Source organism: Herbidospora cretacea (assembly GCF_001570605.1).
Classification (GTDB): domain Bacteria; phylum Actinomycetota; class Actinomycetes; order Streptosporangiales; family Streptosporangiaceae; genus Herbidospora; species Herbidospora cretacea.
Genome location: NZ_BBXG01000033.1, coordinates 20411 through 42729 on the forward strand (window position 1 = coordinate 20411; position 22319 = coordinate 42729).

Here is a 22319-nt window from a genome sequence, read left to right on the forward strand (position 1 = left end):
ATGCTGAGTCTGGAGCGAGAGCCTGAGTTTGAGCGGCTGCCTCTACCGGTTGGGCCACCCCCGCGTGGGGTGCGGGGGGCAGGATTCGAACCTGCGCTGTCACCGTGGTTCAGTCTGACTGCTTCAATTTCAGCTTGCGCTCATCACGCACCCCACCCTCTCGGGCAGGGGTCCTTGGGGGCTACCCCAGCAGGTAGCCGAACACCGCCTCGCCGATCTTCCTCTCGGTGATCTCGGTGCCGTTGGCCTCCTCGCGGGCGAACTTCACCGCCTCCTGGAGCTTGGTCAGGCGGCCGAGCAGCTCGTTGACGCGGCGCTGCGGCAGCGCGCCGGAGAAGGCGACGCGGGTCCAGTAGCCGACCACGACGTCCTCGTTGAAGACCTGGACCTGAGCCGGGTGCTTGTCGGTGGCCTCGGCCAGCACGTGGTTGCGCGGCACCTTCTTGGTCCGGGTCGTCTTGACCGGCTCGGTCCGCCAGGTGTCGGTGTTGGCGTCGAGCGCCCAGGTCTCCGACGGGTCGAGCGTGGGCAGCTTGGCGATCAGGGTGTGCAGGTCGGTGAGCTGCTTCTCGAGGAACAGCAGGTAGGTCACCGGCACGTCGCGCAGCAGCGGGTTGCCGTCGACGACGACGTCGGCCCTGGCCGAGCAGTTGGCGACGTCCTTGGTGGCGGTCACGTCGAACAGCCGGGTGAGGGTGACCGCGACGTCCCGCAGCACCTGCTCGGCCTGCACCTGCACGCGGGTCGACTCCGGGGGCAGCGCTTCGCCCTCGTCGTCGATCGGCTGGTAGGTGCGGGAGATGCCGGACAGCAGCGGCGCCTTCTGGATCAGGTGGTAGGCGTCCGTCACCTTGCGCTGGACGTCGGATTTGACGCCCTTCTCCACGGCGAGGATCTGGTTGAGCTTGGTCACGATCATGACGGTAGCGGGAGGAGCGCCGGTCTTCACCTGAATTGTCGGCACTGGCCCGCGCCGACCGGTCAGGCGTCGAGGAACGCGCCGATGGTGTCGGTCTGCCCGGTGATCAGGTGGCCGACGCCCGGCAGGAGCCGGACGTCGGCCTTAGGCACGTTGGCGCGCACCCGCCGCGCCGTCTGCGGACCGTTGATGAGCGCGTCGCGGTCGCCCGCGATGACCAGCATCGGCATCGTCAGGCTCGACAGGTCCGCGTCGGTGTAGATCGGCAGGGAGTCGCGGCGGGGCCTGGTGTCGCGGTTGATCCGGTCGTGGAACTCCCCGAACCAGCCGGTGCCGCTCAGGTCGCCGCCGAGGATGAGCCGCTGCGACCGCCGGCGCTGCCCGACGGCCAGCAGGAGCAGCGCGACCAGCAGGATGCCGTGGCGGACCTTGCCGATGCCGCCGGGGCAGATCAGCGCCAGCCGCTCGACGCGCGAGGGGTGGCGGACGGCGAACCCGGTGGAGATCCAGCCGCCCAGCGAGAGCCCGACGACGGCGGCCGACTCGTGGCCGAGGGCGGTCATGACCTCGGCCAGCCAGCCCGGGTAGTCGGCCCGGGGCGGGCGGACCTGGGCCGACAGGCCGGGCTCGCCGGGGATGTCGACGGCGTAGACGCGGTGGCGCCGCGACCAGGCGGCGATGTCGCCGAACCAGGTCAGGGAGTTGGCCATCGCGCCGTGGACCAGGATCACCGGTGGCGCGCCGGGCGGCCCGGAGGCCTGGACGAAGGTGTCGCCGAGCGAGGTCGGGACCGTCAGCCGCTCGGCCGGGACGGGCCAGGTGTCCAGCAGTTCGCGGTAGCGGTCCAGGAGCGCGCGCCCGGCGTCGGGGGAGGTGAAGATTTCCATGAAAATACCTTATCACTCCTTGTGATAGGGAGTCATAGGGAATCTTTCGCCGTCGCCGCGGCGTCGGTGACCTGAGTGAGGAAATCCAGGATCAGCGCGCGTTCCTCGGGGGAGTAGCGGTCGAGGATGCCGTCGAGGGCGCGGGTCATGCCGGCGTACAGGGAGACGATCTCGGGGACGCGGTCGCCGAGCGGGCGGATGAGCACCGCGCGCCGGTCGCCCGGATCGCGCTCGCGCGCGATCCAGCCGCCCTTCTCCAGCCGGTCGAGGACGCCGGTCATCGTCGCCGGGTGGAGCCCGGTCAGCCTGGCCAGCGCCGAGGGGGCCATCGGGCCGTGCTGGGAGATCAGGTAGAGGCAGTCACGGTCGACCGGGCGCAGGTCGAGCCGGCCACCCACCTCCTGGTTGAGCAGCGACACCTGGGCGGTCAGCGCGCGCAGCGCATCCTGGATAGAAGATATGGAAACCATATAATACGACTCTCATACTTTTCGCATCTCGGAGGAACCCGTGAAGATCACGATATTCGGCGCCACCGGCGGCATCGGCGCCGAATGCCTGCGGCTGGCGCTGGCGGCCGGCCACGAGGTGACCGCCGTCGTGCGGGACGCCGGCCGCCTGTCGCTGGAGCCGCACCACGTCATGGTCGCCGACCTGCGGATCGCCCCCGACATGAAGGAGCTGACCGTGGCCTGCGAGGGCGCCGACGGGGTGCTGTCGGGGATCGGCCCGCGCTCCCCCAAGCAGGACCGCGGCGTGGTGACCGAGGCGACCCGGGTGATCGTGGCGGCCATGCACGCCGCCCACGCCCGCCGGATCGTCATCGTCAGCGCCGCCCCCGTCTCCACCGTCCCCACTCCCGGCAATCCCGACGCCCCCCGGCGTGATCCCGGTGAGGGCGCCTTCACCCGGTATGTGCTGACCCCGATCGTCAAGAGGGCGCTGTCCTCGGTGTACGCCGACCTGGCGGCCGCCGAGGACGTGCTGCGCGAGAGCGGCCTGGACTGGACGGCGGTCCGCCCGCCCCGCCTGACCGACAAGCCCGGCACGGGCCGCTACCGCACCGCGCCCGAGCGGAACCTGACCCGCGGCCACACGATCCCGCGCGCCGACGTGGCGGCGGCCATGCTCGCTATGGTGAACCAGCCCTCCACCATCGGACATGCCATCGGCGTGGCAACCTGACGCCCGTTTTGGGTAAGGGAGGATGTCCGGAGGAGCACGGGAGGTCGGGTGGGCCGGGATCGGGAAGAGGAGGCGCGGCTGCGCGGGGTCTCCGCCCGGGCCGAGGCCGCCCTGTCACGCGCGGAGCTGCTGCTGCGGGCCGCCGACGACCTGGCCGACACCACCAGCGTCGTCGACATCCGCCGCCGCGTCCGCGACCTGATGGTCAGCGACCTGAAGCCCGCCTACGTCGGCCTGGTGCTGGCCGAGGCCGGCGGGCTGCGCCGGATCGTCGACGACGAGATCCCCCACACGGTGGAGACCTTCGCCCGGCAGCACGACGTCGGCCCCGGCTGGCCCACGTTCGAGGCGTTCCGGCGGCAGCGGCTGATCGAGATCACCGGTGGTGACGTGCTGCGCGAGGGCTACGGCGACGCGGCGCTGACGGCCTTCAGGGCGCTGGGCCTGGCCTCGGCGGTGTGCGTGCCGCTGCCGGGGGTGAGCGGCCCGGTGGGGGTGCTGGTGCTGGGCTGGGACCAGCCCCACCCGATCGACCTGCAGGAGCGGGCCGTGCTGGTGGCGGTGGCCGGGTACACCGGCCGCGCGGTCGAGCGCGCCCGTCTCCTCGCGGAGCGGGTGACCGTGGCCCACCAGTTGCAGCGGGCGATGCTGACCGACCTGCCGGAGGCCCCGGGGCTGGAGCTGGCGGCGCTCTACCGTCCGGCCGCCACGGCCGACCTGGTCGGCGGCGACTGGTACGACGCCTACCATCTGCAGCCGCCCGGCCGGCCGGGGTGGGCGCTGGCCGTCACCGTGGGCGACATCACCGGCCACGACATGGAGGCGGCCACCCTGATGGGCCAGCTGCGCAGCATGCTGCGCCAGGCCGACGCCGACCACCCCGGGCGGGGACCGGCCGTCTCGGTGACCGCGCTGGAGCACGCCGCGCGGCTCGTGCTCCCGCAGGCCACCGGCAGCCTCGTCCACGGCCACCTGACCCCCGGCCCGCACGGCTGGGACCTGACCTGGACCAACGCCGGTCACCCGCCGCCGATCCTGGTCCGCCCCGACGGGGCGGCCGAACAGCTCACCGCCCACGACATGATGTTCTTCCCGGCCCTGCTGCCGGACGGCCGGCCGGCCCCGCGGACCGAGTCGCGCCTCCGGCTGACCCCCGGCACGCTGCTGGTGATGTTCACCGACGGCCTGATCGAGATCCCCGGCCCCGACATGGACTCCGCGACCGACCGCCTGGTCGAGGCGGTGACCCGACGGGCCGGGCTGCCGCTGCCGCGGCTGGTCGAGGAGGTCACCGACGAGATCGCGGGCCGGGAGGGCAACGTCGACGACATCGTCGTGCTGGCCGTGCGGGTGCCGTCGCCGTCACTCGACCCGGCCGTCGAATCGGCCCTCGACCAGGACGGCGATCCCGTCGAGTAGCCGGGCCAGGCCGAACTCGAAGGCGCCCGCCGGGTCGGTCGCGGCGTTGTAGGCCTCGCCGCTGGCGGTGCCGACCCGGCCGGCGAGCGGGTAGGCGGAGAAGTCGCCGACGGCGGCCAGGAACGGCTCGTGGGCCTTCCACCACTCCTCGTCGGTCATGCCGGTCTCCTGGGCCGCCCGTTCGGCCTCGACCACGCCCCGGGCGGCGCCGTGGACGTAGGCGCCGATGAGGGTCAGGACGTTGTCCATCTCCAGGTCGCTCAGGCCGACGCCCTCCAGGGCGGACAGTTCGTGCTCGTACTTGCCCAGCGTGCCGGGGCCCAGCGGGGGGCGGCTGACGGCCACCTGCAGGATCCACGGATGGCGGCGGTACATGGCCAGGTTGTCGCGGGCGATGCGCTCCACCCGCGCCCGCCAGCCCTGCGGCGTCGCGGCCTGGGCCCAGGCCTCCTTGTAGACCGTGTCGAGCATGACGTCGATGAGCTCGGCCTTGCCCGGGACGTGGGTGTAGAGCGACATCGTGCCGACGCCGAGGTGCTCGGCGACCTTGCGCATCGACAGCGCGGCCAGGCCCTCGGCGTCGGCGACCTCGATCGCGGCGGTGATCACGCGGTCGGCGGTCAGGTCGGTGCGGCCCCTGCGGGGGGCGCGCTCCCGGGCGCGGGACGGGTCGCGCCACAGCAGCGCCAGCGTGCGGGCCGGGTCGCCCCGTCCGATGTATTCCGTGGTCATGATCCCGCCAGCCTACTCAGACCACTTATCCGTACGCCGTACGGTACGCTGTACGGTATGACGTACACGATAGAGGCGCACGGGCTCGTCAAGCGCTTCGGCGCACGGGCCGCCCTCGACGGGTTCGACCTGTCGGTCCCGGAGGGGACCGTCCACGGCCTGCTCGGCCCCAACGGGGCGGGCAAGACCACCGCGGTGCGGGTGCTGACCACCCTGCTGCGCCCCGACGCCGGCGCCGCCCGGGTGGCCGGGTTCGACGTGGTCCGCGACGGCGACCAGGTCCGCCGCCACATCGGCCTGGTGGGCCAGCACGCCGCGCTCGACGAGGTCCTGTCGGGCCGCGCCAACCTGGAGATGTTCGGCCGGCTGTCCCACCTGCGCCCGGCCGCCGCCGCCCGCCGGGCCGGGGAGCTGCTCGACCGGTTCGGCCTGGGCGACACCGGCAAGAAGGCGGTGAAGAACTATTCGGGCGGGATGCGCCGCCGCCTGGACCTGGCGGCGGGGCTGATCCTGTCGCCGCCGGTGCTGTTCCTCGACGAGCCGACCACGGGGCTGGACCCGCGCGGCCGGGCCGAGGTCTGGTCGGCCGTCCGCGACCTGGTCGCGCGGGGGACCACGGTGCTGCTGACCACGCAGTATCTGGAGGAGGCCGACCAGCTGGCCCACCGTGTCAGCGTCGTCCACGAGGGCCGCCAGGTCGCCGAGGGCACCCCGGAGGAGCTGAAGAAGACGGTGGGCGGCGACCGGGTGGAGATCGTCGTCCACGACCCGGCCGACCTCCCGGCGGCCGAGGCCCTGCTCGGCCCCAGCGCCCAGGGCGACCCCGACACCCGGCGGGTCAGCGCGCCCGCCTCCGACCGGATGGCGACGCTGACGAGGGTCGTGCAGGACCTGCGCGACAGCGGGATCGCGGCCGACGACGTCGCGATCCGCCGCCCCACCCTGGACGAGGTCTTCCTCCACCTGACCAGTTCCGACAGGAGCCACGCATGAACCGTCTGACCTGGGCTTTCGCCGACGGCTGGACCGTCACCCGGCGCGAGTTCACCCACTGGGGCGCCAACCCCGGCCAGCTCGTCGCGGGGCTGCTGTTCCCCGTCATGGTGGTGCTGCTGTTCGCCTACCTGCTGGGCGGCGGCATCGAGGTCCCCGACGGCGGCTACCGGGAGTTCCTGATGCCCGGCATGTTCGCGATGACGATGGTCTTCGGCCTGGAGGGCACCTTCACCTCGATCGGCAACGACGTCACCAAGGGCGTCACCGACCGGTTCCGCTCCCTGCCGATGGCCTCCTCGGCCGTGGTGTCGGGCCGGGCGGCGGCCGACATGCTCACCACGGTCCTGGCCCTGGCGGTGCTGATCGCCTCCGGGCTGGCGATCGGCTGGCGCGCCCACAACGGCCTGGCCGGCGCGGCGGCGGCGGTCGGGCTGCTGCTGTGGCTGCGCTTCGCGCTGCTGTGGACGGGCATCTGGCTGGGCCTGAAGATCCGCAACCCGGAGGCCGTGATGGCCATCCAGATCCTGGTGTGGCCGATCGGCTTCCTGTCCAGCGCCATCACCTCGCCGGCGACGATGCCGGGCTGGCTGGGCGCGATCGCCGACTGGAACCCGCTGTCGTCCACGGCGGCGGCGGCCCGGGAGCTGTTCGGCAACCCGGGCTGGCCCAACGACACCTGGGCGGCGGCGCACGCGGTGGAGCTGGCCCTGGTGTGGCCGCTGGTCATCACGCTGGTCTTCGCGCCGCTGTCGGTGCGCGCCTACCGGAACCTGTCTCGCTAGGCTGACCGGCATGGCACACGAGTTCGAGGTCCGTGAGGAAATCGTCCTGCCCGCCACTCCCGAGGAGGTGTGGGAGGCGATCGCGACGGGGCCGGGGGTCGACTCGTGGTTCATGGGCGCCAACGACTTCGAGCCCGGGGTCGGCGGCGCCGGCCGCCAGACGGTGGCCGGGTTCACCACCCACGCCACCGTCACCGGCTGGGATCCGGGCGAGCGGCTGGCGTTCACGACCGACACCGGCGCCGACGGGTCGTTCATGGCCTTCGAATACCTGCTGGAGGGCCGCGGCGGCGGCAGCACGGTCCTGCGGTTCGTCCACTCCGGCCTGCTGACCGGCGACTGGGAGGACCAGTACGACGCCCTGTCCTCGGGCGACGGCCTCTACCTGCGCAAACTGCACGCCTATCTGACGCATTTCCCGGGCCGGGTGGCCGACTACGCGCTGTTCGAGATCGGCCGCCCCACCCCCGATGCCGCGAGGGTGTGGGCGGCCTTTCTCGACGCCTTCTCCCTGGGGCAGCCACCGGAGAAGGGCCGTGTCAGCGTTCCCGGGCTGAACCCCGACGACGCTCAGGTCGTGTTCGCCGAGTCGGGGTTCCTGTGCGTGGTGACCGCGACGTCGATGGTGACGCTCGTCCACGGCTACCGCGACGCCGTCGTCGCGGAGTACCACGCCTTCCCCGGGGAGGTCCCCGAGGCCCAGGCCGTGGCGGCCTGGCGGAACTGGCTGGAGACGGTCTAGCCGGTCTAGCCGGTCTAGCCGGTGTAGACGGGGTAGCCGTAGCCGACGACGTCGGCGGTCTGCCGTTCGCGGACCTCGACCACGCCGTTGCCGGTGTTGCCCTCGACGGTCTCGATGGTGCCGTCGCCGTTGTCCTTGATGACGAAGCCGACGTGCTGGATGTCGTGGATGTCCTTGCCGCCGTTCCAGTCGAAGAACACCACGGCGCCGGGCTGGGCGCTGGTGCCCCAGCGGTTGTTCTGGCGGAACCACTCGGCGTGCTGGACGGTGTAGGCGTCCTCGCCCATGACGGGGCTGATGCCGAGCTGGTTGCCGACCCAGCTGACGAACATGTCGCACCAGGGGGCGTTGCGGTAGGCCCAGCGGTTGCCGCCGTCGCGGGCGACGGTCTCGCCGGCGCGCTCGGAGTTCATGTACCAGTCGTGGAACTTGGTGCCGCCGCCGTAGATGTTCTCGCTGATGCCGACCTGGCTGGTGGCGAGGTGGAGCACCTGCTGCGCGCTGACCTTGGGCAGTCGCTTGGCGACCTCCAGCAGGGGGCTGTAGGCCGCCACTCCCTCGGGGGCCGTGCCCGCGGGGGCGGCGGCCTCGGCGTGGGCGACGGCCGGGGTCAGGTCGACCATGGCGATGGTGCCGCCGGTGACCAGGGTGGACGTCATCACGCCGGAGAGCAGGACAGCGCGGATACCAGGTTTGGGGGCTCGCATGGGTGGGGTTGACTCCTTGCTTCCATGCCGCCTACCGGGTTAGCTGACGGATTCGGGCGTGGAAGCCGCCCTACGGCCTGTCCTGAGGGGGTAACAGGCCGATTCACCCCAGAGGACCCGGTGGTGTGCTTGGTGATCGGGAGAGGGATCACCGGGTCCTCGCTGGTTCCCCGGTTCCGCGCGGGGCGCGCGGATTCGGCGATCTCTAGTTGTCTGCCTTAGGCGGCCGACCTGCGGTAATGCAGGTCACACCGCCTCGAGTTCCCCAGAAGGTAGTACAACTCCCCAAAACGGTCAAACTTGGACAATCAACTCATGGTGGGGGTAACGTCAGCGCCACCCGCCGGGGTCCACCCCGCCGGGCACCGGTCCGGGCGGGCCGTAGGGCTCCCGGGTGAAGACGAACGTGTTGAGATCGAGGTGAACACCCTCGCCGGTGCGGACCACGCGCAGCGTCTCGCCGGCGTAGTAGCCGTCCAGGCCCAGCCAGGTCCCGTCGGCGAGCGCGGCGAAGCGGGAGGCGCGCCCGGTCTCGCCGATCGGCGTCAGGGCCAGGCCCCGGCCCGGCAGGGCCCGCATCACATAGGCGGCCGGCCCCCAGTACCAGGGGCCGGTCAACGCCAGCAGGTCCTCGTCGATGGGCGAGGGCCGCCACTCGGCCGGCAGCGGCGGCTCGTGCTCGTCGAGGATGTCGAGCAGGTCGCCCGTCAGCGTGCCTCGCACGCCGGTGGTGGTGTTGGCCATGAACAGCACGCCGACGCCGTCGGCGGGGTCGGCCCACACGGTGGACAGGAACCCGGGCATCGACCCGCCGTGCCCGGCCAGGCGCCGCCCGTTGTGGCGGCGCAGCTGGATGCCCAGCCCGTAGCCGGAGGTCCAGGCGGGGCCGTCTTCGACGGTGGCCGGTTCGCGCATCTCGGCCATCGTGGCCGGGCGCAGGATCCCGGCGCCGTCACCGGCCACGAAGATCGTCCAGCGGGCCAGGTCGGCCGGGGTGCACCAGAACTGCCCGGCGGGGGCCAGCGCGACCGCGTCGTGCTCGGGCTCGGGCAGCAGCACGTCGGCCCACGGGTGCACGGCGTAGCCGTCGGCGTGCGGGGCGCGCGGCCGCTCGGTCGTGTCGCGCATGCCCAGCGGGGCCAGCACCTCCTCCTGGACGACCTGGGCCCACCCCCGGCCCCGCTTGCGCGCCACCACCTCGCCGAGCAGGCCGAAGCCGACGTTGGAGTAGTGGAAGCGCCGCCCCGGCCGGTGGCGGCTGGTCATCGGGTCGAGCATCGCCACCAGGTCGGCCATCGGCACGCCGGGCGTCCGCTCCCACCACTCGCCGGGCGGCTCGGCCGTCAGCCCCGCGGTGTGGGACAGCAGCTGGGCGATCGTCACCTCACCGGCGGGGGTGCCCGGCAGGTGTTTGTCCAGCGGGTCGAGCAGGTCCAGGAGACCTTCGTCGCGCAGCCGCATGACCGCCACGGCGACCATGCTCTTGGTGATCGACCCGATCCGGAACTGCGTCGAGGCGGTGGGCGGGGCCTCGCCCACCCGGCCCCGGTAGCCCGACCAGATCAGCTCGCCGCCGCGCACCAGCGCGACCGCCAGGGCGGGGACGCGAGCGGTGGCCTGCTCGGTGGCCACGCGTAGCGCCAGGGCGCGCGCCGTACTCTCCAAGACCATGGGGCCAGGCTATGGTCTACGCTCTGGCGCGTGGAATCGGGCTCCGTCATCGAGGCCGTCCTCGAACGGATCACCTACGCCAACGAGGAGACCGGCTACACCATCGCGCGGGTGGCCACCGAACGGTCGGGCGCCGACCTGCTGACGGTGGTGGGCCCGCTGCTGGGCGCCCAGCCGGGCGAGTCGCTGCGGCTGACCGGCCGCTGGACCTCCCACCCGCGCTACGGCAGGCAGTTCGAGGTGTGGTCGTACACCACCGTGCTCCCGGCGACGATCGCCGGCATCCAGCGCTACCTCGGCTCCGGGCTGATCAAGGGCATCGGGCCGAAGATGGCCGAGCGCATCACCGTCCACTTCGGCGTCGACACCCTGCGCGTCATCGAGCAGGAGCCTGCCCGCCTGGTCGAGGTGCCCGGCCTGGGCCCCAAACGGACCAGGATGATCGCGGCCGCGTGGGAGGAGCAGAAGGTCATCAAAGAGGTGATGATCTTCCTGCAGGGGGTGGGCGTCTCCACCTCCATCGCGGTCCGCATCTTCAAGCAGTACGGCGACACCTCCATCGAGGTCGTGCGCGCCGAGCCCTACCGGCTGGCCGACGACGTGTGGGGCATCGGCTTCAAGACCGCCGACACCATCGCCCAGGCGGTCGGCATCGCCGCCGACAGCCCCGAGCGGGTCAAGGCCGGCCTGCGCTACACCCTGTCCCAGGCCGCCGACGACGGCCACGTCTACCTCCCGGCCCCCAACCTGGTCGCCGACGCCGTGAAGATCCTCGGCCTGGAGGCCGAGCTGGTCGCCCGCTGCCTGGAGGAACTCGTCGCCGAGGAAGGGGTGGTCCGGGAGGAGATCCCGGTCGCCGAGGGGACCGTCCCGGCGATCTACCTGGTGCCCTTCCACCGCGCCGAACGCTCCCTGGCCACCACCGTGCTGACCCTGCTGCGCTCCTCCCGCGACCGGCTGAAAGCCTTCGCCGACGTCGACTGGCCCGCCGCCCTGACGTGGCTGAAGACCCAGACCGGCGCCGACCTGGCCAAGGAGCAGGACCAGGCGGTCCGGCTGGCGCTGACCGAGAAGGTCGCGGTGCTGACCGGCGGCCCCGGCTGCGGCAAGAGCTTCACCGTCCGCTCCATCGTCACCCTGGCCCGCGCCAAACGCGCCAAGGTCATCCTGGCCGCCCCGACCGGCCGGGCGGCCAAACGCCTGGCCGAGCTGACCGGCCACGAGGCCACCACCGTCCACCGCCTGCTCCAGCTGCGGCCCGGCGGCGACCCGACCTTCGACCGCGACAACCCCCTGGACGCCGACCTGGTCGTCGTCGACGAGGCCTCGATGCTGGACCTGCTGCTGGCCAACAAGCTGGCCAAGGCGGTCGCGCCGGGCGCGCACCTGCTGTTCGTCGGCGACGTCGACCAGCTCCCCTCGGTCGGCGCGGGGGAGGTGCTGCGCGACCTGCTGGCCGCCCCGGACGTGCCGCGGGTGCGGCTGACGCAGATCTTCCGCCAGGCCCAGCAGTCGGGCGTGGTCGTCAACGCCCACCGCGTCAACGGCGGCCGGCTGCCGCTGGTGCGGGAGTTCCCCGACTTCTTCCTGTTCCCGGCCGAGGACCCCGACGAGATCGCCGCCCTGACCGTCGACGTGGTCGCCCAGCGCATCCCGGGCCGGTTCGGGCTCAACCCGCGCCGCGACGTCCAGGTCCTGGCCCCCATGCACCGCGGCGCGGCCGGGGCGGGGGCGCTCAACGGGGCGCTGCAGGAGGCGCTCACGCCCTTCCGGGAGGGGATGCCCGAACGCCGCTACGGCGGGCGGGTCTTCCGCGTCGGCGACAAGGTCACCCAGTTGCGCAACAACTACGACAAGGGCGTGGCCGGCGTCTTCAACGGCACCGTCGGCGTGGTGACCGCGATCATTCCCGAGGACCACAAACTGACCGTCCTGACCGACGAGGACGAGAGCGTCGACTACAGCTTCGACGAACTGGACGAACTCGCCCACGCCTATGCCGTGTCCATCCATAGGTCACAAGGGTCGGAATATCCGGCGGTGGTGATTCCGTTGGCGACTTCCGCATGGATGATGCTGCAGCGGAACCTGCTCTACACGGCGATCACCCGGGCCAAACGCCTGGTCGTCGTGGTGGGGTCACGCCGGGCGCTCGGCCAGGCCGTCCGCGTGAAAGGCGCCGGACGCCGGCACACCGGCCTCACCCACCGGCTGCTCTGACCGGCCGCTCCACCCGGGGTCTTACTCCCAGGTCACGACCCGCTTGTCGCATCGCTACCGAATTGTGAGTCAAGTCAGCCGAAAGTGGCTCACAAGCCAGGTAAGCCCTAATAGGGTTTTGTACGCGCTTTGCCACTGTGGGGGAGTAGTTGTGAACAGCAAGACCAGTCGCTGGAAACTGCCTTTCGTCACGACCGCCGTCGTGATGACGGCAGTGCTGACGGCATGCTCGGGAGGGTCGACGCCGACGACGCCGGGGGGCGCCGGGACCGCGGAGGGCGGCGGCGACAAGCCGGCCGTGGCCGCGCCGACGCTGAAGGTGTCACCCGCGGAGGGCGCGGTGAAGGTCCGGCCCGACAAGAGCGTCGTGGTGGTGGCCGCCGGTGGCGCGCTCGACGAGGTGACCGTCCAGTCGCGGGGCGTCCAGGTCGAGGGCGAGTTCGACGCCACCCGCACCAAGTGGACCTCCAGCAAGCCGCTCAAGCCCTCCACCACCTACACGGTGTCGGCCAAGGCGACCGGCGCGGGCGGCCCGGCCGCGCTGACCAGTGAGTTCACCACCCTCAAGCCCAAGCGGGAACTGGCCGTCATCGACATCACGCCCGGCATCAAGGGCGAGACCGTCGGCGTCGGCATGCCGATCACCGTCACCTTCAACAACGACGTCACCAACAAGGCCGCCGTGGAGTCGGCGCTGGTCGTGGAGTCGCAGAAGAAGGCCGTCGGCGCCTGGCGGTGGATCTCCGACCGCGTCGTCATGTACCGCACCGCTAAGTACTGGCCGGCCCACCAGAAGGTCGTCTTCAGCGCCGACCTGGCCGGGGTGCGCGGAGCGGGCGACATGTGGGGCACCAAGTCCTACACCCAGACCATCAAGATCGGCGCCTCGCAGATCGCCAAGGTCGACACCCGCACCCACCAGATGGTCGTGCGCGTCGACGGCAAGGTGAAGCAGCGGATGCCGATCAGCGCCGGCAAGGGCGACACCCGCGAGTACACCACCACCAGCGGCATCCACCTGACGATGTCCCGGCACAACCCCGAGATCATGATCTCGCCCGGCAAGAAGGAGGGCGATCCCGGCTACTACAAGGAGATCGTCAACCACGCGGTGCGGATCTCCAACTCGGGCGAGTACGTCCACTCCGCGCCGTGGTCGGTCGGCTCGCAGGGCCGCGCCAACGTCAGCCACGGCTGCATCAACGCCGGCCCGGTGCAGGCCAAGTGGTACTACGACAACTTCCAGCGCGGCGACATCGTCGACATCGTCGGCACCGACCGCGAGCTGGAGTGGAACAACGGCTGGGGCTTCTGGCAGATGTCGTTCGCCAAGTGGAAGAAGGGCAGCGCCCTGGAGGCGTGACCGGAGGCCTAACGGACCCCTAGCTGCATCAGGAGAAACACCCCGGCGAACTTGATCACCACGACGCTGATCACGATGCAGAAGACGATGAAGGCGGGCCGGTGCTCGAAGTGCCTGCCCTCCTTCAGCGGCGGCCGCTTGGCGACGCGGTCGGCGATCCGCTCTTCGAGGGGCTTACGCGCGAACATGACCCCAACGTTACCCGTAGCCGCCACTATGGGGCGGTGAAGGTCCACCACCTCAACTGCGGCACGATGCGCCCCCCGGGCGGTTTCACCCTCGTCTGCCACTGCCTGCTCCTGGAGACCCCGCGCGGCCTGTGCCTGGTCGACACCGGCTTCGGCCGGGGAGAGGCGGCCTTCGGCGCGCTCCCCGGCTACTACCGGCGGCTGGTCCGCCCGGCGCTGGCGCAGGAAGAGAGCGCCCACCACCAGGTGACCGCGCTGGGCCATGATCCGCGCGATGTCCGCGACATCGTGGTGACCCACCTGGACGTCGACCACGCGGGCGGCCTGCGTGACTTCCCCTGGGCGCGCGTCCACCTCCACGCCGCCGAGCACGCCGCCGCCACCCGGCCCGCCCGGCCCGCCGACCGGAACAGATACCGGGCCCGCCAGTGGGAGCACGGCGTCGACTGGATGACCTACGACGACCGCGGCGGCGACACCCTGTTCGGCCTGTCGGCCATCCGCCCCCTGCACGACCTGCCCGGCCTGGCCCTCATCCCCCTGGCCGGTCATTCGCGCGGCCACTCGGGCGTGGCCGTCGACACCGGCGACGGCTGGCTCCTGCACGCCGGGGACGCCTACTGGTTCCACGGCGAGGTCGCCCCCCGCCCCCACTGCCCCCTCGCCCTGTCCCTCACCCAGCGCCTGATCGCCGACGACCACCGGGCGCGCACCGAGAACCTGTCCCGCCTGCGCGACCTGCCGGCGGAGGTACGCCTGTTCAGCGCCCACGACCCGCACGAACTGGACCTGGCCCTCACCTAGTTACGATGGGCAGGCGCACGCAGGGCGCCGCCGATCCGCGGGAAGGGCCGAGCCCACCTGAGATTCACCCCACAGCCCGGCCCGACCTCTTTTCCGGCCTGATCACCGCGGATGCCAGGCCCGAGGAATCGAGGTTCCGGTGCCCATCGACCGCCTGCCCGACAACCCCAGCCTGGAGCACCTCCGCAAGCAGGCCAAAACCCTCCTCCAGCACGTGAGAGCGGGCGCCCCCGAGGCTCTGGGACTGCTCGCCGAGTTCCACCCCCGCCCCCCGCAGACGGCCAGGCTGGCGGACGCCCAGCTGGTCACCGCCCGCAGGTACGGCTTCGCGAGCTGGCCCCGCCTGAAGGCCCACCTGGACACGGTGGCGCGCTACTCCCGCTCCCCCCACCGGGTGGAGGCGAGCGCGGAGCTCCCGCAGGAGTTCCTGCGCCTGGCCTGCCTCACCTACGGCGCCGACCATCCCGGCCGGACCGGCGGAGCCGACCTGCTGCTGGCCCGCCACCCCGACCTGGCCACCGCGACCGTCTTCACCCTGGCCGCCACCGGCTCGGCCGACGCCCTCGCCGGCCTTTTGGCCGCGAACCCGGCGCTCGCCCGCACCCAGGGCGGCCCCTTCGGCTGGGAGCCCCTGCTCTACCTGGCCTACGCCCGCCTCGCCGCTCCGGGCCGTCCCGTGGAGGCGGCCCGGCTGCTGCTGGAGCACGGCGCCGACCCCGACGCCGGGTTCCTGTGGGACGGCCTGACCTCCCCGTTCACCGCGCTGACCGGCGCGTTCGGCGGCGGCGAAGGCGACCAGCCGCCCCACCCGGAAGGGCCGGCGCTGGCCCGGCTGCTGCTGGAGCACGGCGCCGACCCCAACGACGCCCAGACCCTCTACAACCGGGGCCTGGGCGGCACCTTCTCCGACGACGCCGCCCACCTGCGGCTGCTCCTGGAGTTCGGCCTGGGCCGCGACCGGGGCGGCCCGTGGCGGGCGCGGCTCGGCCCCACGCTGCCCTCTCCCCGGCAGCTGCTGCGCGAGGAGCTGGCCACCGCCGCCCTGCGCGGCGGCCCCGCCCGCACCCGGCTCCTGCTCGCCCACGGCGTCGAGGCCGACGGCCGGGGACAGCACCCGGCCTTCGGCGGCCGCACCCCCTACGAGCTGGCGCTGCTCAACGGCCACACCGAGGTCGCCGAGCTGCTGGCCGCCGCGGGCGCCTCAGCGCGTCTGGAGGGGATGGAGGCCTTCGTCGCCGCGTGCATGCGCGCCGACGCCGCCGCCGTGGCCGCCCTGGGTCCCGCCCTGCTGGCGCGGGCCCTGGCCGACCACCCGGAGCTGATCAACCGGGCCGCCGGGCAGCGCAAGACGGCGGCCGTGTCGCTCCTGGCGGACCTGGGCTTCGACGTCGACCACCTGCACGCCTCGACCCCGCTTCACGACGCCGCCTGGAACGACGACGTGGAGACGGCGGCCGCGCTGCTCCGCCTCGGCGCCGACCCGACGATCAAGGACACCCGTTTCGGCGCCACGCCCCTCGGCTGGGCCGAACACGGCGGCAGGCACCGGGTGGCGGCCCTCCTGCGTGACCGCGCGACCCGCTGACCGGTCGTCGTCGCGGCGTCGCCCTGGCGCGGCCGGTGGCCGCCGGATGCGGCGCGGTCCGGCGGCGGCGGGCGGCGCCGGGGCGGGCGGAGCCGTAACGGAAGCGCGCCTTTCGAGGCCTCAGCGCAGGGCGGCGCCGAGCGGGGTGTCCTCGGCCGGGTCCAGCAGCGGGTCCAGGACGATCGGGAGCTGGGACATGAAGCGCGGCCGGGTGCCGTGGTGGGTCTGGGCGGCGTGCACGAGCAGCGGGTGGCAGATGTAGACGTCGCCCGGCTCGCCGGTGGCGTGGGCGAGGGGGCGGTGGCGGCTGACCTCCTCCAGCGCGGCGGCGCTGGCCATCAGGTCGGCTTGGTCGTCGCCCAGAAGGGCGGCGACGTCGCGCTGGGAACCGGCGCGGATGCGGGTGGGGGCGTCGTCGGGGCCGACCTCGGAGAACAGGGTGAGCAGCAGCAGGCTGCGCGACCGGACCGCGATCTTCGACCAGTCGGGGCCGGAGTTGAGGTCGATGTGCCAGCCGGTGTCCCCGGCGTCGGGCCGGTCGGGGAAGCGCACCGGGATGTTGCCCAGGGTGGTGCGCCCGCCCCAGCGGCCCGGCCCGGCGATCTGGTCCAGCGCCCCGGCCAGCCGGGGGGAGCCGATCATCTGGCCGAAGGGCCCGAACCCGGCGTGGTCGGCGGTCCAGACGACCGGCTGGGTCCAGCCTGCCGGGTCGTCGGGGGACAGGCCGATCTGCTGCCACAGGATGGCGCGGGCGGCGTCGGCGACCTCACGCGGGACGATCGCAGGCAGTTTCAGGAAGCCGTCGCGGGCGAAGGCGTCGAGGTCGGCGGGGGTGAAGGGCGGGGTCATGGGTCACTTTCCGGTGAGCAGCGGGAGGGCGGGGAAGGTGTGGTCGCGCCAGAGCAGGCGCGAGGCCTCCTCCGGGTAGGGCAGGAGCGCCGGGGAGGCGTCGAAGACCTGGGTGAGGCGGCGGCCGTCGTAGGCGGGCCAGCCGGGGTCGCCGGTGGCCGCGAACGCCGTCCACGCCCGGCGCATCCGCGCCGACAGCGCCTGGGCCTCCGGTGAGGGTTCGCCGATGAGCATCGCGGTCTGGCCGCTTGCCAGGTTGCCGAACACCAGCGGCACGTCCAGGCCGTGGCAGGCGCCGAGCGCGCCGCCCATCCCGGGGGCGGGCCAGGTCAACTCGAACAGGTGGGCCCGGCCGCCGCCGGCGGTCTGCGCCTCGGCCAGGTGCAGGCTCGGCATCCGGAACAGCCAGTCGCCGTTGACGAGCTCATACAGCTCCTCGTCGGTGGCGTGCGGGAACGCCGCCCGGTAGTCGCCCGGCGCCAGCACCGCCAGCGCGGTGTCGGCCTGTTCGCGGGTGACCTGGCCCAGGACGCCGTCGATGAGGCTGAACAGCCGGTGCTCCTCGCGGGTGTGCCCGGCCAGCAGCGGGATGTCGCGGGCGGCCCCGGCGGCCAGCGCCTCCCACGGCGTGCACGGCAGGACCTCGCCGTCGACGACCGGCGCGAACGGGATCGGCCGGTAGGTGATCCGCCCCCACTCCTTCGAACGGTGGGTCATCTTGGCGAAGACGGCGTCCCCGGCGGCGGGCAGCAGGTCCGGCTCCACCGCCGCCAGGTCCGCCGCCGTGGGGGCCACGCCGAGTTCGGCGGCGAACGCGGCGGCCAGGTCGGCGGCCAGGGCGGGGGAGAAGAACGTCCCGGGGACGCTCTGGGCGATCGCCCGGTGCAGCAGCCCGGCGGCGCGGGGCATGGCCAGCAGCGCGGCGACCGACCCGCCGCCCGCCGACTGGCCGAACACCGTGACGTTGCCGGGGTCGCCGCCGAACGCGGCGACGGCGTCGCGGACCCATTCCAGCGCGGCGACCTGGTCGAGCAGCCCCCGGTTGGCGGGCGCGCCGCCGATGTGGGCGAACCCCTCGACGCCGTGGCGGTAGTTGAGGGTGACCACGACGGCGCCGGTGGCGGCCAGGTGGGCGGCGTCGTAGTCGGGCAGGCCGGAGTGGCCCATGGCGTAGCCGCCGCCGGGGATCCACACCATCACCGGCAGCCGGGCGGCCGGGTCGGGGGTCCAGACGTTGAGCGTCAGCCAGTCGTCCCCGCCGTCGCCGCCGCCTGTGGCCAGGACCCCCGACTGCGGGGGCGGCGGCCCGAAGGCCAGGGCGGGGCGCACCCCCTCCCAGGCCGGGACGGGGTGGGGCGCGGCGAACCGCAGCGCCCCCACCGGCGGCTGGGCGAACGGGACGCCGCGGAAGACCGCCAGGCCCGCCTCACGGGTGCCGCTCAGGACACCGGAGGGGGTGCGGACGTGCGCTGTGTTCGCCATGCGGCCGAGAATCCCAGCGCGCTACGCGGGCGGGCAAACCATTTAGGGCCACTTCGCCTACACGAGGGTGAGCTGACGGTCGGGGGAGCGGCGGCGTCTCCACTGCTTGGAGGTCCGGCCGATCCCGTAGGCCGCCGCCAGCGCCTCGACCTGCGCGGTGATCCGCGCCCGGTAGTCGGCGGGCGTCACCGGCCCGCCGCCGTAGAGTTCCTCGTAGCGGGGCACCAGCCCCGGATGCTCCCGGCCGAGCCAGCCCAGGAACGCCTCGCGGGCCCCGGCCGGCAGCCGCAGCACGCCGGGGACCAGGGACACCGCGCCCGCCTCGGCCGCCCGCCGGACCGTCGCCTGCAGATGGTCGCCCGAGTCGGTGATCAGCGGCAGGATGGGCGCCATCAGCACTCCGCACGGCACCCCCGCCTCGTTCAGCGTCGCGCAGATCTCCAGCCGCCGCTGCGGGGAGACCCCGCCGGGTTCCAGGCCGCGCCGCAGCCGGTCGTCGACGAACCCGACCGACACCGCCACCGACACCCGGGTCACCTTGGCGGCCTCGCGTAACAGCGGCAGGTCACGCAGGACGAGCGGGCTCTTGGTCAGCACCGTGAACGGGTTGGCGGCGTCGGCCAGCGCCTTGATGACCTTCGGCATGAGCTGGTAGACCTCTTCGACGCCCTGGTAGCAGTCGCCGTTGAGCCCCAGCGCGACCGGCTCGCCCCGCCAGCGGGCCGCGCCCAGCTCCCGCCGCAGCCGGTCGGCCAGATCGGTCTTCACCACGATCTTGGTGTCGAAGTCGTCGCCGGTGTCGAGCCCGAGATAGCGGTGGCCCTTGCGCGCGGCGCAGTAGCGGCAGCCCGTGCGGCAGCCGCGGTAGGGGCTGACCGCCCACGCGTAGGGCAGTTCGGCCGCGGCCGGGACGGCCTCGATCGCGGTGCGGGCGGCCACCTCGTAGCAGGTGATGTCGCCGAACTCGCGGGTGATGGCCTGCCGTTCGACCCGGGGGCGCGCGGGCCCGGCCTCGTGCAGGGTGGGTGCGTCCCAACGCATACCGCACAGTAGAACACGCATTCGACCCCCTTCGCCAGTCGGACGCGCGCACCGATAACGTGTCACAAAAGGTGCAAAGAACGTGAAAGGAACAGCTGTGGCGTGGATTTTCCTGGCGGGAGCCATCGTGTCCGAGGTGCTCGCCACGACCGCGCTGAAACTCAGCAACGGCTTCTCCCACAAACTCTGGTCGGTCGTCGTGGTGGTCGGCTACGTCGCCTCCTTCGCGCTGCTGTCACGGGCGCTGAAACTCCAGATGCCCGTCGGCGTCGCCTACGCCGTCTGGGCCGGCGTCGGCACCGCCGTCATCGCGACCATCGGCGCGCTGTTCCTGGGGGAGACCATGACCCTGGTCAAAGCGGGCGGCATCGCCCTCATCATCAGCGGGGTCGTGCTGCTGAACCTGTCGGGAGGGCACTGACGTAGGGTCGAGGTGTGATCTTCCATCTCGCGCTGGCCTCCGACTGGGCCCACGCCCAGCCCGACGGGGAATACCGGATCTCCACCCGGGGACGCACCCTGGAACAGGAGGGCTTCATCCACGCCTCCCGCGACCTGCCCCAGGCCCGCGCGGTGGCGGCCCGCTTCTACGCCGACGTCACCGAGCCGCTGCTGCTCCTGCACATCGACGAGACCCGCCTGCAGGTCCCCGTCGTCCTGGAGACCCCGCCCGGCTCGGCCGAGGAGTTCCCCCACATCTACGGCCCGCTCCCGATCCCGGCCGTGGCCGCCGTGACCCCGTTCACCATCTGACAAGCTCTTCTTCCGTTACGGCTCCCGCCTGCCGCGGCCCCGGCCGCCGCCCCGGCCCGCGCCCGCGACCGGCGCCGACCGGCCGCGGGAGCGGGCCCCGCGACGGCTCTCACTCCTCGAAGGCCACCGCGCCGGCCTCATAGGCCACGATCGCCGCCTGAACCCGGTTGGCCACCCCCAGCCGGGTCAGGATCGCGCTCACATACGTCTTCACGGTCCCCTCCGTCAGCCGCAGCGACCGGGCGATCGCCTGGTTCGACAGCCCCGCCCCGACCAGCTCCAGCACCTCCCGCTCCCGCGGCGTCAGCCCCGCCACCCGCCCGCGCGCCGCCGCCGCCCGCCCCGAGTCGCGGTTGTTCAGCTCGGCGATCACCCGCGCCGCCACCTTCGGCGACAGGTAGGCCGCCCCGCCCGCCACGGCGTGGATCCCCGCCAGCAGCTCCCGCGGATCACCCGACTTCAGCAGGAACCCGCCCGCCCCGACCTTCAGCGCCCGGGCGATGTACTCGTCCTCACCGAACGTCGTCAGCATCACCACCCCCGTCGCCGGAGCCAGCCGCCGGATCTCGGCGGCGGCCGCCAGCCCGTCCAGGACCGGCATCCGGATGTCCATCAGCACCACGTCGGGCCGGTGCGCCAGCGCCCCCGCCACCGCCTGGCGCCCGTCGCCCGCCTCGGCCACCACGTCGATCCCCGCATCGGCGTCCAGGATCGCCCGCACCCCCGCCCGGATGAGCATCTCGTCATCGGCCAGCAGCACCCTGATCGTCGCGGCGCTCACGCGGGCGCCTCGTCGGGGATCCCGGCGGTGATCTCGAACATGCCGCCCTCGGCGCGGGCCTGGAAGGTCCCCCCGGCCAGCCGCACCCGCTCCGACAGCCCGACCAGCCCCGTCCCCGGCCGCGCCCCCTCCGCCCCCGGCCCCGCGTCGTTACGCACCGTCACCATCACCTGTCCCTCCCGCCGATCCAAACGGACTGCCACCGGCGCGCCCGGCGCGTGCTTGGCCGCGTTCGTCAGCCCCTCCTGCACCACCCGGTAGGCCGCCCCCAGCGGATCACCGCCGTCGGCGTCACCGTCCAGGCTCACCGTCATCCCCGACGCCCGCGCCCGCTCCACCAGACCCGCGATCCCGCCCGCCCGCGCATGCGGCAGCAGGCTCACCGGCTCGTCCTCGGCCCGCAGCATCCCGATCACCCGCCGCAGCCGCTCCGTGGCGTCCCCCGCCGCCTCCCGCAACCCCGCCGCCGCCTGCCGGTGCCGGGCGGGCAGATCGGCCGCCATCTCCATCGCCCCCGCCCGCAACGCGATCAACGCCAGCTCATGCCCCAGCGAATCGTGCACGTCCTGCGCGATCCGCGCCCGCTCCCGCAACCGCGCCTGCTCCTCCACCATCAGCCGCTCCCGCACCCGCCCCCGGCGGCGGTGCCGGGCACTGCGCCCCACCGCCCACGGCAGCGCACTGCAGATCACCACCCCCGACAACCCCGACACCCACACGTTCGGCTCCAGCGACGGCGCCGGACCCAGCGTCGAGACCGCCGCGCACACCCCCCCGACCACCACGATCACCCCGTACAGCAGCACCGCGGGCCGCGCCCGCTCCATCCGCGCCCCCGCCAGATAACTCAGCGTGATCACCGCCGGGGTGAAACCGTTCAACGGCCCGATCTTCGCCGAATGGTTCATCGGCCACAGCTGCACCGTGGCCAGCGCCTCACTGGAGGCCCACGGCCCCATCACCAGCGCGATCACCAACGCCACCAGCGGACGCGCCCGCGCCACCCCCACCGCGACCGCCAGAACCAGGCACCCCGCCGCCACGGCCACCACCAGCGTCCCGCCCGCCTGCGGCCGCCAGTCATAGGGATTGACCGGCGCCAACACCACCGGCACACACAACACCAGCCACAACGGCACATCACTCAGACGCGGCACCCGGGACACCCCAGCACGCTACCGCCGCCCCCACCCACCGGCCTCATCCCCAGGTC

Annotated in this window: 23 protein-coding genes and 1 riboswitch; of the genes, 11 read left to right on the plus strand and 12 right to left on the minus strand. The window is 73.0% G+C overall.

Annotated features, from left to right (window positions below):
- Window positions 1–181 precede the first annotated feature (181 nt).
- The 3 genes from AW270_RS36690 to AW270_RS36700 all read right to left on the minus strand — a co-directional run bounded on the left by AW270_RS36690 (window position 182) and on the right by AW270_RS36700 (window position 2276).
- On the minus strand, window positions 182–913 hold the full coding sequence (locus tag AW270_RS36690) for a DUF7873 family protein (protein WP_061300777.1): 732 nt from the start codon (window positions 911–913) through the stop codon (window positions 182–184).
- Between the two features lie 68 nt (window positions 914–981).
- On the minus strand, window positions 982–1806 hold the full coding sequence (locus tag AW270_RS36695; protein ID WP_061300757.1) for an alpha/beta fold hydrolase: 825 nt from the start codon (window positions 1804–1806) through the stop codon (window positions 982–984).
- Between the two features lie 32 nt (window positions 1807–1838).
- Window positions 1839–2276: a MarR family transcriptional regulator gene (locus AW270_RS36700; protein ID WP_061300758.1), complete on the minus strand. Its 438-nt coding sequence runs from the start codon at window positions 2274–2276 to the stop codon at window positions 1839–1841.
- Window positions 2277–2316: 40 nt separating this feature from the next.
- Between AW270_RS36700 and AW270_RS36705 the strand changes: the two genes are divergently transcribed.
- Window positions 2317–2991 (plus strand): NAD(P)-dependent oxidoreductase, encoded by a 675-nt coding sequence (locus AW270_RS36705; RefSeq protein WP_061300759.1) that lies wholly within the window; start codon window positions 2317–2319, stop codon window positions 2989–2991.
- 48 nt (window positions 2992–3039) lie between these two features.
- Window positions 3040–4410 carry a PP2C family protein-serine/threonine phosphatase gene (locus tag AW270_RS36710; RefSeq protein ID WP_061300760.1) on the plus strand — a complete coding sequence of 457 codons (1371 nt, stop codon included), beginning with the start codon at window positions 3040–3042 and terminating at the stop codon, window positions 4408–4410.
- Here AW270_RS36710 and AW270_RS36715 read toward each other — a convergent pair.
- Window positions 4354–5142 (minus strand): TetR/AcrR family transcriptional regulator, encoded by a 789-nt coding sequence (locus AW270_RS36715; protein WP_061300761.1) that lies wholly within the window; start codon window positions 5140–5142, stop codon window positions 4354–4356. The two genes, AW270_RS36710 and AW270_RS36715, sit on opposite strands and share 57 nt — an antisense overlap.
- A 57-nt stretch (window positions 5143–5199) precedes the next feature.
- On the opposite strand from AW270_RS36715, the gene AW270_RS36720 reads away from it, so the two are divergent.
- Genes AW270_RS36720 through AW270_RS36730 form a run of 3 tightly spaced genes read left to right on the plus strand, consistent with a single transcriptional unit; the run spans window position 5200 to window position 7662 of the window.
- Window positions 5200–6135 carry an ATP-binding cassette domain-containing protein gene (locus AW270_RS36720; RefSeq protein ID WP_061300762.1) on the plus strand — a complete coding sequence of 312 codons (936 nt, stop codon included), beginning with the start codon at window positions 5200–5202 and terminating at the stop codon, window positions 6133–6135.
- Window positions 6132–6920 carry an ABC transporter permease gene (locus tag AW270_RS36725; RefSeq protein ID WP_061300763.1) on the plus strand — a complete coding sequence of 263 codons (789 nt, stop codon included), beginning with the start codon at window positions 6132–6134 and terminating at the stop codon, window positions 6918–6920. The genes AW270_RS36720 and AW270_RS36725 overlap by 4 nt, the downstream gene beginning before the upstream one ends.
- A 10-nt stretch (window positions 6921–6930) precedes the next feature.
- Window positions 6931–7662, plus strand: a complete 732-nt coding sequence (locus AW270_RS36730) for an SRPBCC family protein (protein ID WP_061300764.1) — start codon at window positions 6931–6933, stop codon at window positions 7660–7662.
- A gap of 14 nt (window positions 7663–7676) precedes the next feature.
- On the opposite strand, the gene AW270_RS36735 is transcribed toward AW270_RS36730, so the two are convergent.
- Both AW270_RS36735 and AW270_RS36740 read right to left on the minus strand, forming a co-directional pair.
- Window positions 7677–8369, minus strand: coding sequence for a CHAP domain-containing protein (locus AW270_RS36735; protein WP_157523187.1), 693 nt, complete (start codon window positions 8367–8369; stop codon window positions 7677–7679).
- Window positions 8370–8382: 13 nt separating this feature from the next.
- Window positions 8383–8580: riboswitch (cyclic di-AMP (ydaO/yuaA leader) on the minus strand.
- Between the two features lie 119 nt (window positions 8581–8699).
- Complete coding sequence (locus AW270_RS36740) at window positions 8700–10040, minus strand: serine hydrolase domain-containing protein (RefSeq protein ID WP_061300765.1); 1341 nt, start codon at window positions 10038–10040, stop codon at window positions 8700–8702.
- A gap of 30 nt (window positions 10041–10070) precedes the next feature.
- Between AW270_RS36740 and recD2 the strand changes: the two genes are divergently transcribed.
- Entirely contained in the window at window positions 10071–12260 is a 2190-nt protein-coding gene (gene recD2, locus AW270_RS36745) for an SF1B family DNA helicase RecD2 (protein WP_061300766.1), read from the plus strand.
- Between the two features lie 151 nt (window positions 12261–12411).
- Window positions 12412–13623, plus strand: coding sequence for a L,D-transpeptidase (locus AW270_RS36750; protein ID WP_245675032.1), 1212 nt, complete (start codon window positions 12412–12414; stop codon window positions 13621–13623).
- Window positions 13624–13631: 8 nt separating this feature from the next.
- Here the strand turns inward: AW270_RS36750 and AW270_RS36755 are convergent, their stop codons facing one another.
- Window positions 13632–13811 carry a hypothetical protein gene (locus tag AW270_RS36755; RefSeq protein WP_061300767.1) on the minus strand — a complete coding sequence of 60 codons (180 nt, stop codon included), beginning with the start codon at window positions 13809–13811 and terminating at the stop codon, window positions 13632–13634.
- A 36-nt stretch (window positions 13812–13847) separates the two neighbouring features.
- On the opposite strand from AW270_RS36755, the gene AW270_RS36760 reads away from it, so the two are divergent.
- Window positions 13848–14615, plus strand: a complete 768-nt coding sequence (locus AW270_RS36760; protein WP_061300768.1) for an MBL fold metallo-hydrolase — start codon at window positions 13848–13850, stop codon at window positions 14613–14615.
- Between the two features lie 139 nt (window positions 14616–14754).
- Entirely contained in the window at window positions 14755–16200 is a 1446-nt protein-coding gene (locus AW270_RS41985; protein WP_061300769.1) for an ankyrin repeat domain-containing protein, read from the plus strand.
- 120 nt (window positions 16201–16320) lie between these two features.
- On the opposite strand, the gene AW270_RS36770 is transcribed toward AW270_RS41985, so the two are convergent.
- The 3 genes from AW270_RS36770 to AW270_RS36780 are packed head-to-tail and all read right to left on the minus strand — an operon-like array spanning window position 16321 to window position 19572.
- Window positions 16321–17049: a phytanoyl-CoA dioxygenase family protein gene (locus tag AW270_RS36770; RefSeq protein WP_061300770.1), complete on the minus strand. Its 729-nt coding sequence runs from the start codon at window positions 17047–17049 to the stop codon at window positions 16321–16323.
- Between the two features lie 3 nt (window positions 17050–17052).
- The gene (locus AW270_RS36775; RefSeq protein WP_061300771.1) at window positions 17053–18531 is read right to left on the minus strand and encodes a carboxylesterase/lipase family protein; all 1479 of its coding nucleotides are present in this window, start codon (window positions 18529–18531) and stop codon (window positions 17053–17055) included.
- Window positions 18532–18588: 57 nt separating this feature from the next.
- Window positions 18589–19572, minus strand: a complete 984-nt coding sequence (locus AW270_RS36780) for a radical SAM protein (protein WP_061300772.1) — start codon at window positions 19570–19572, stop codon at window positions 18589–18591.
- A 97-nt stretch (window positions 19573–19669) separates the two neighbouring features.
- Between AW270_RS36780 and AW270_RS36785 the strand changes: the two genes are divergently transcribed.
- A complete protein-coding gene (locus AW270_RS36785) occupies window positions 19670–19993 on the plus strand; it encodes a DMT family transporter (RefSeq protein ID WP_061300773.1) in 324 nt (107 codons plus the stop codon).
- A gap of 14 nt (window positions 19994–20007) precedes the next feature.
- Window positions 20008–20325 carry a DUF952 domain-containing protein gene (locus tag AW270_RS36790; protein ID WP_061300774.1) on the plus strand — a complete coding sequence of 106 codons (318 nt, stop codon included), beginning with the start codon at window positions 20008–20010 and terminating at the stop codon, window positions 20323–20325.
- 109 nt (window positions 20326–20434) lie between these two features.
- On the opposite strand, the gene AW270_RS36795 is transcribed toward AW270_RS36790, so the two are convergent.
- Both AW270_RS36795 and AW270_RS41990 read right to left on the minus strand, forming a co-directional pair.
- A complete protein-coding gene (locus AW270_RS36795) occupies window positions 20435–21106 on the minus strand; it encodes a response regulator (protein ID WP_275477802.1) in 672 nt (223 codons plus the stop codon).
- Window positions 21103–22221, minus strand: a complete 1119-nt coding sequence (locus tag AW270_RS41990; protein WP_157523190.1) for a sensor histidine kinase — start codon at window positions 22219–22221, stop codon at window positions 21103–21105. Before AW270_RS41990 ends, AW270_RS36795 begins: the two co-directional genes overlap by 4 nt.
- Window positions 22222–22319: the final 98 nt, after the last annotated feature.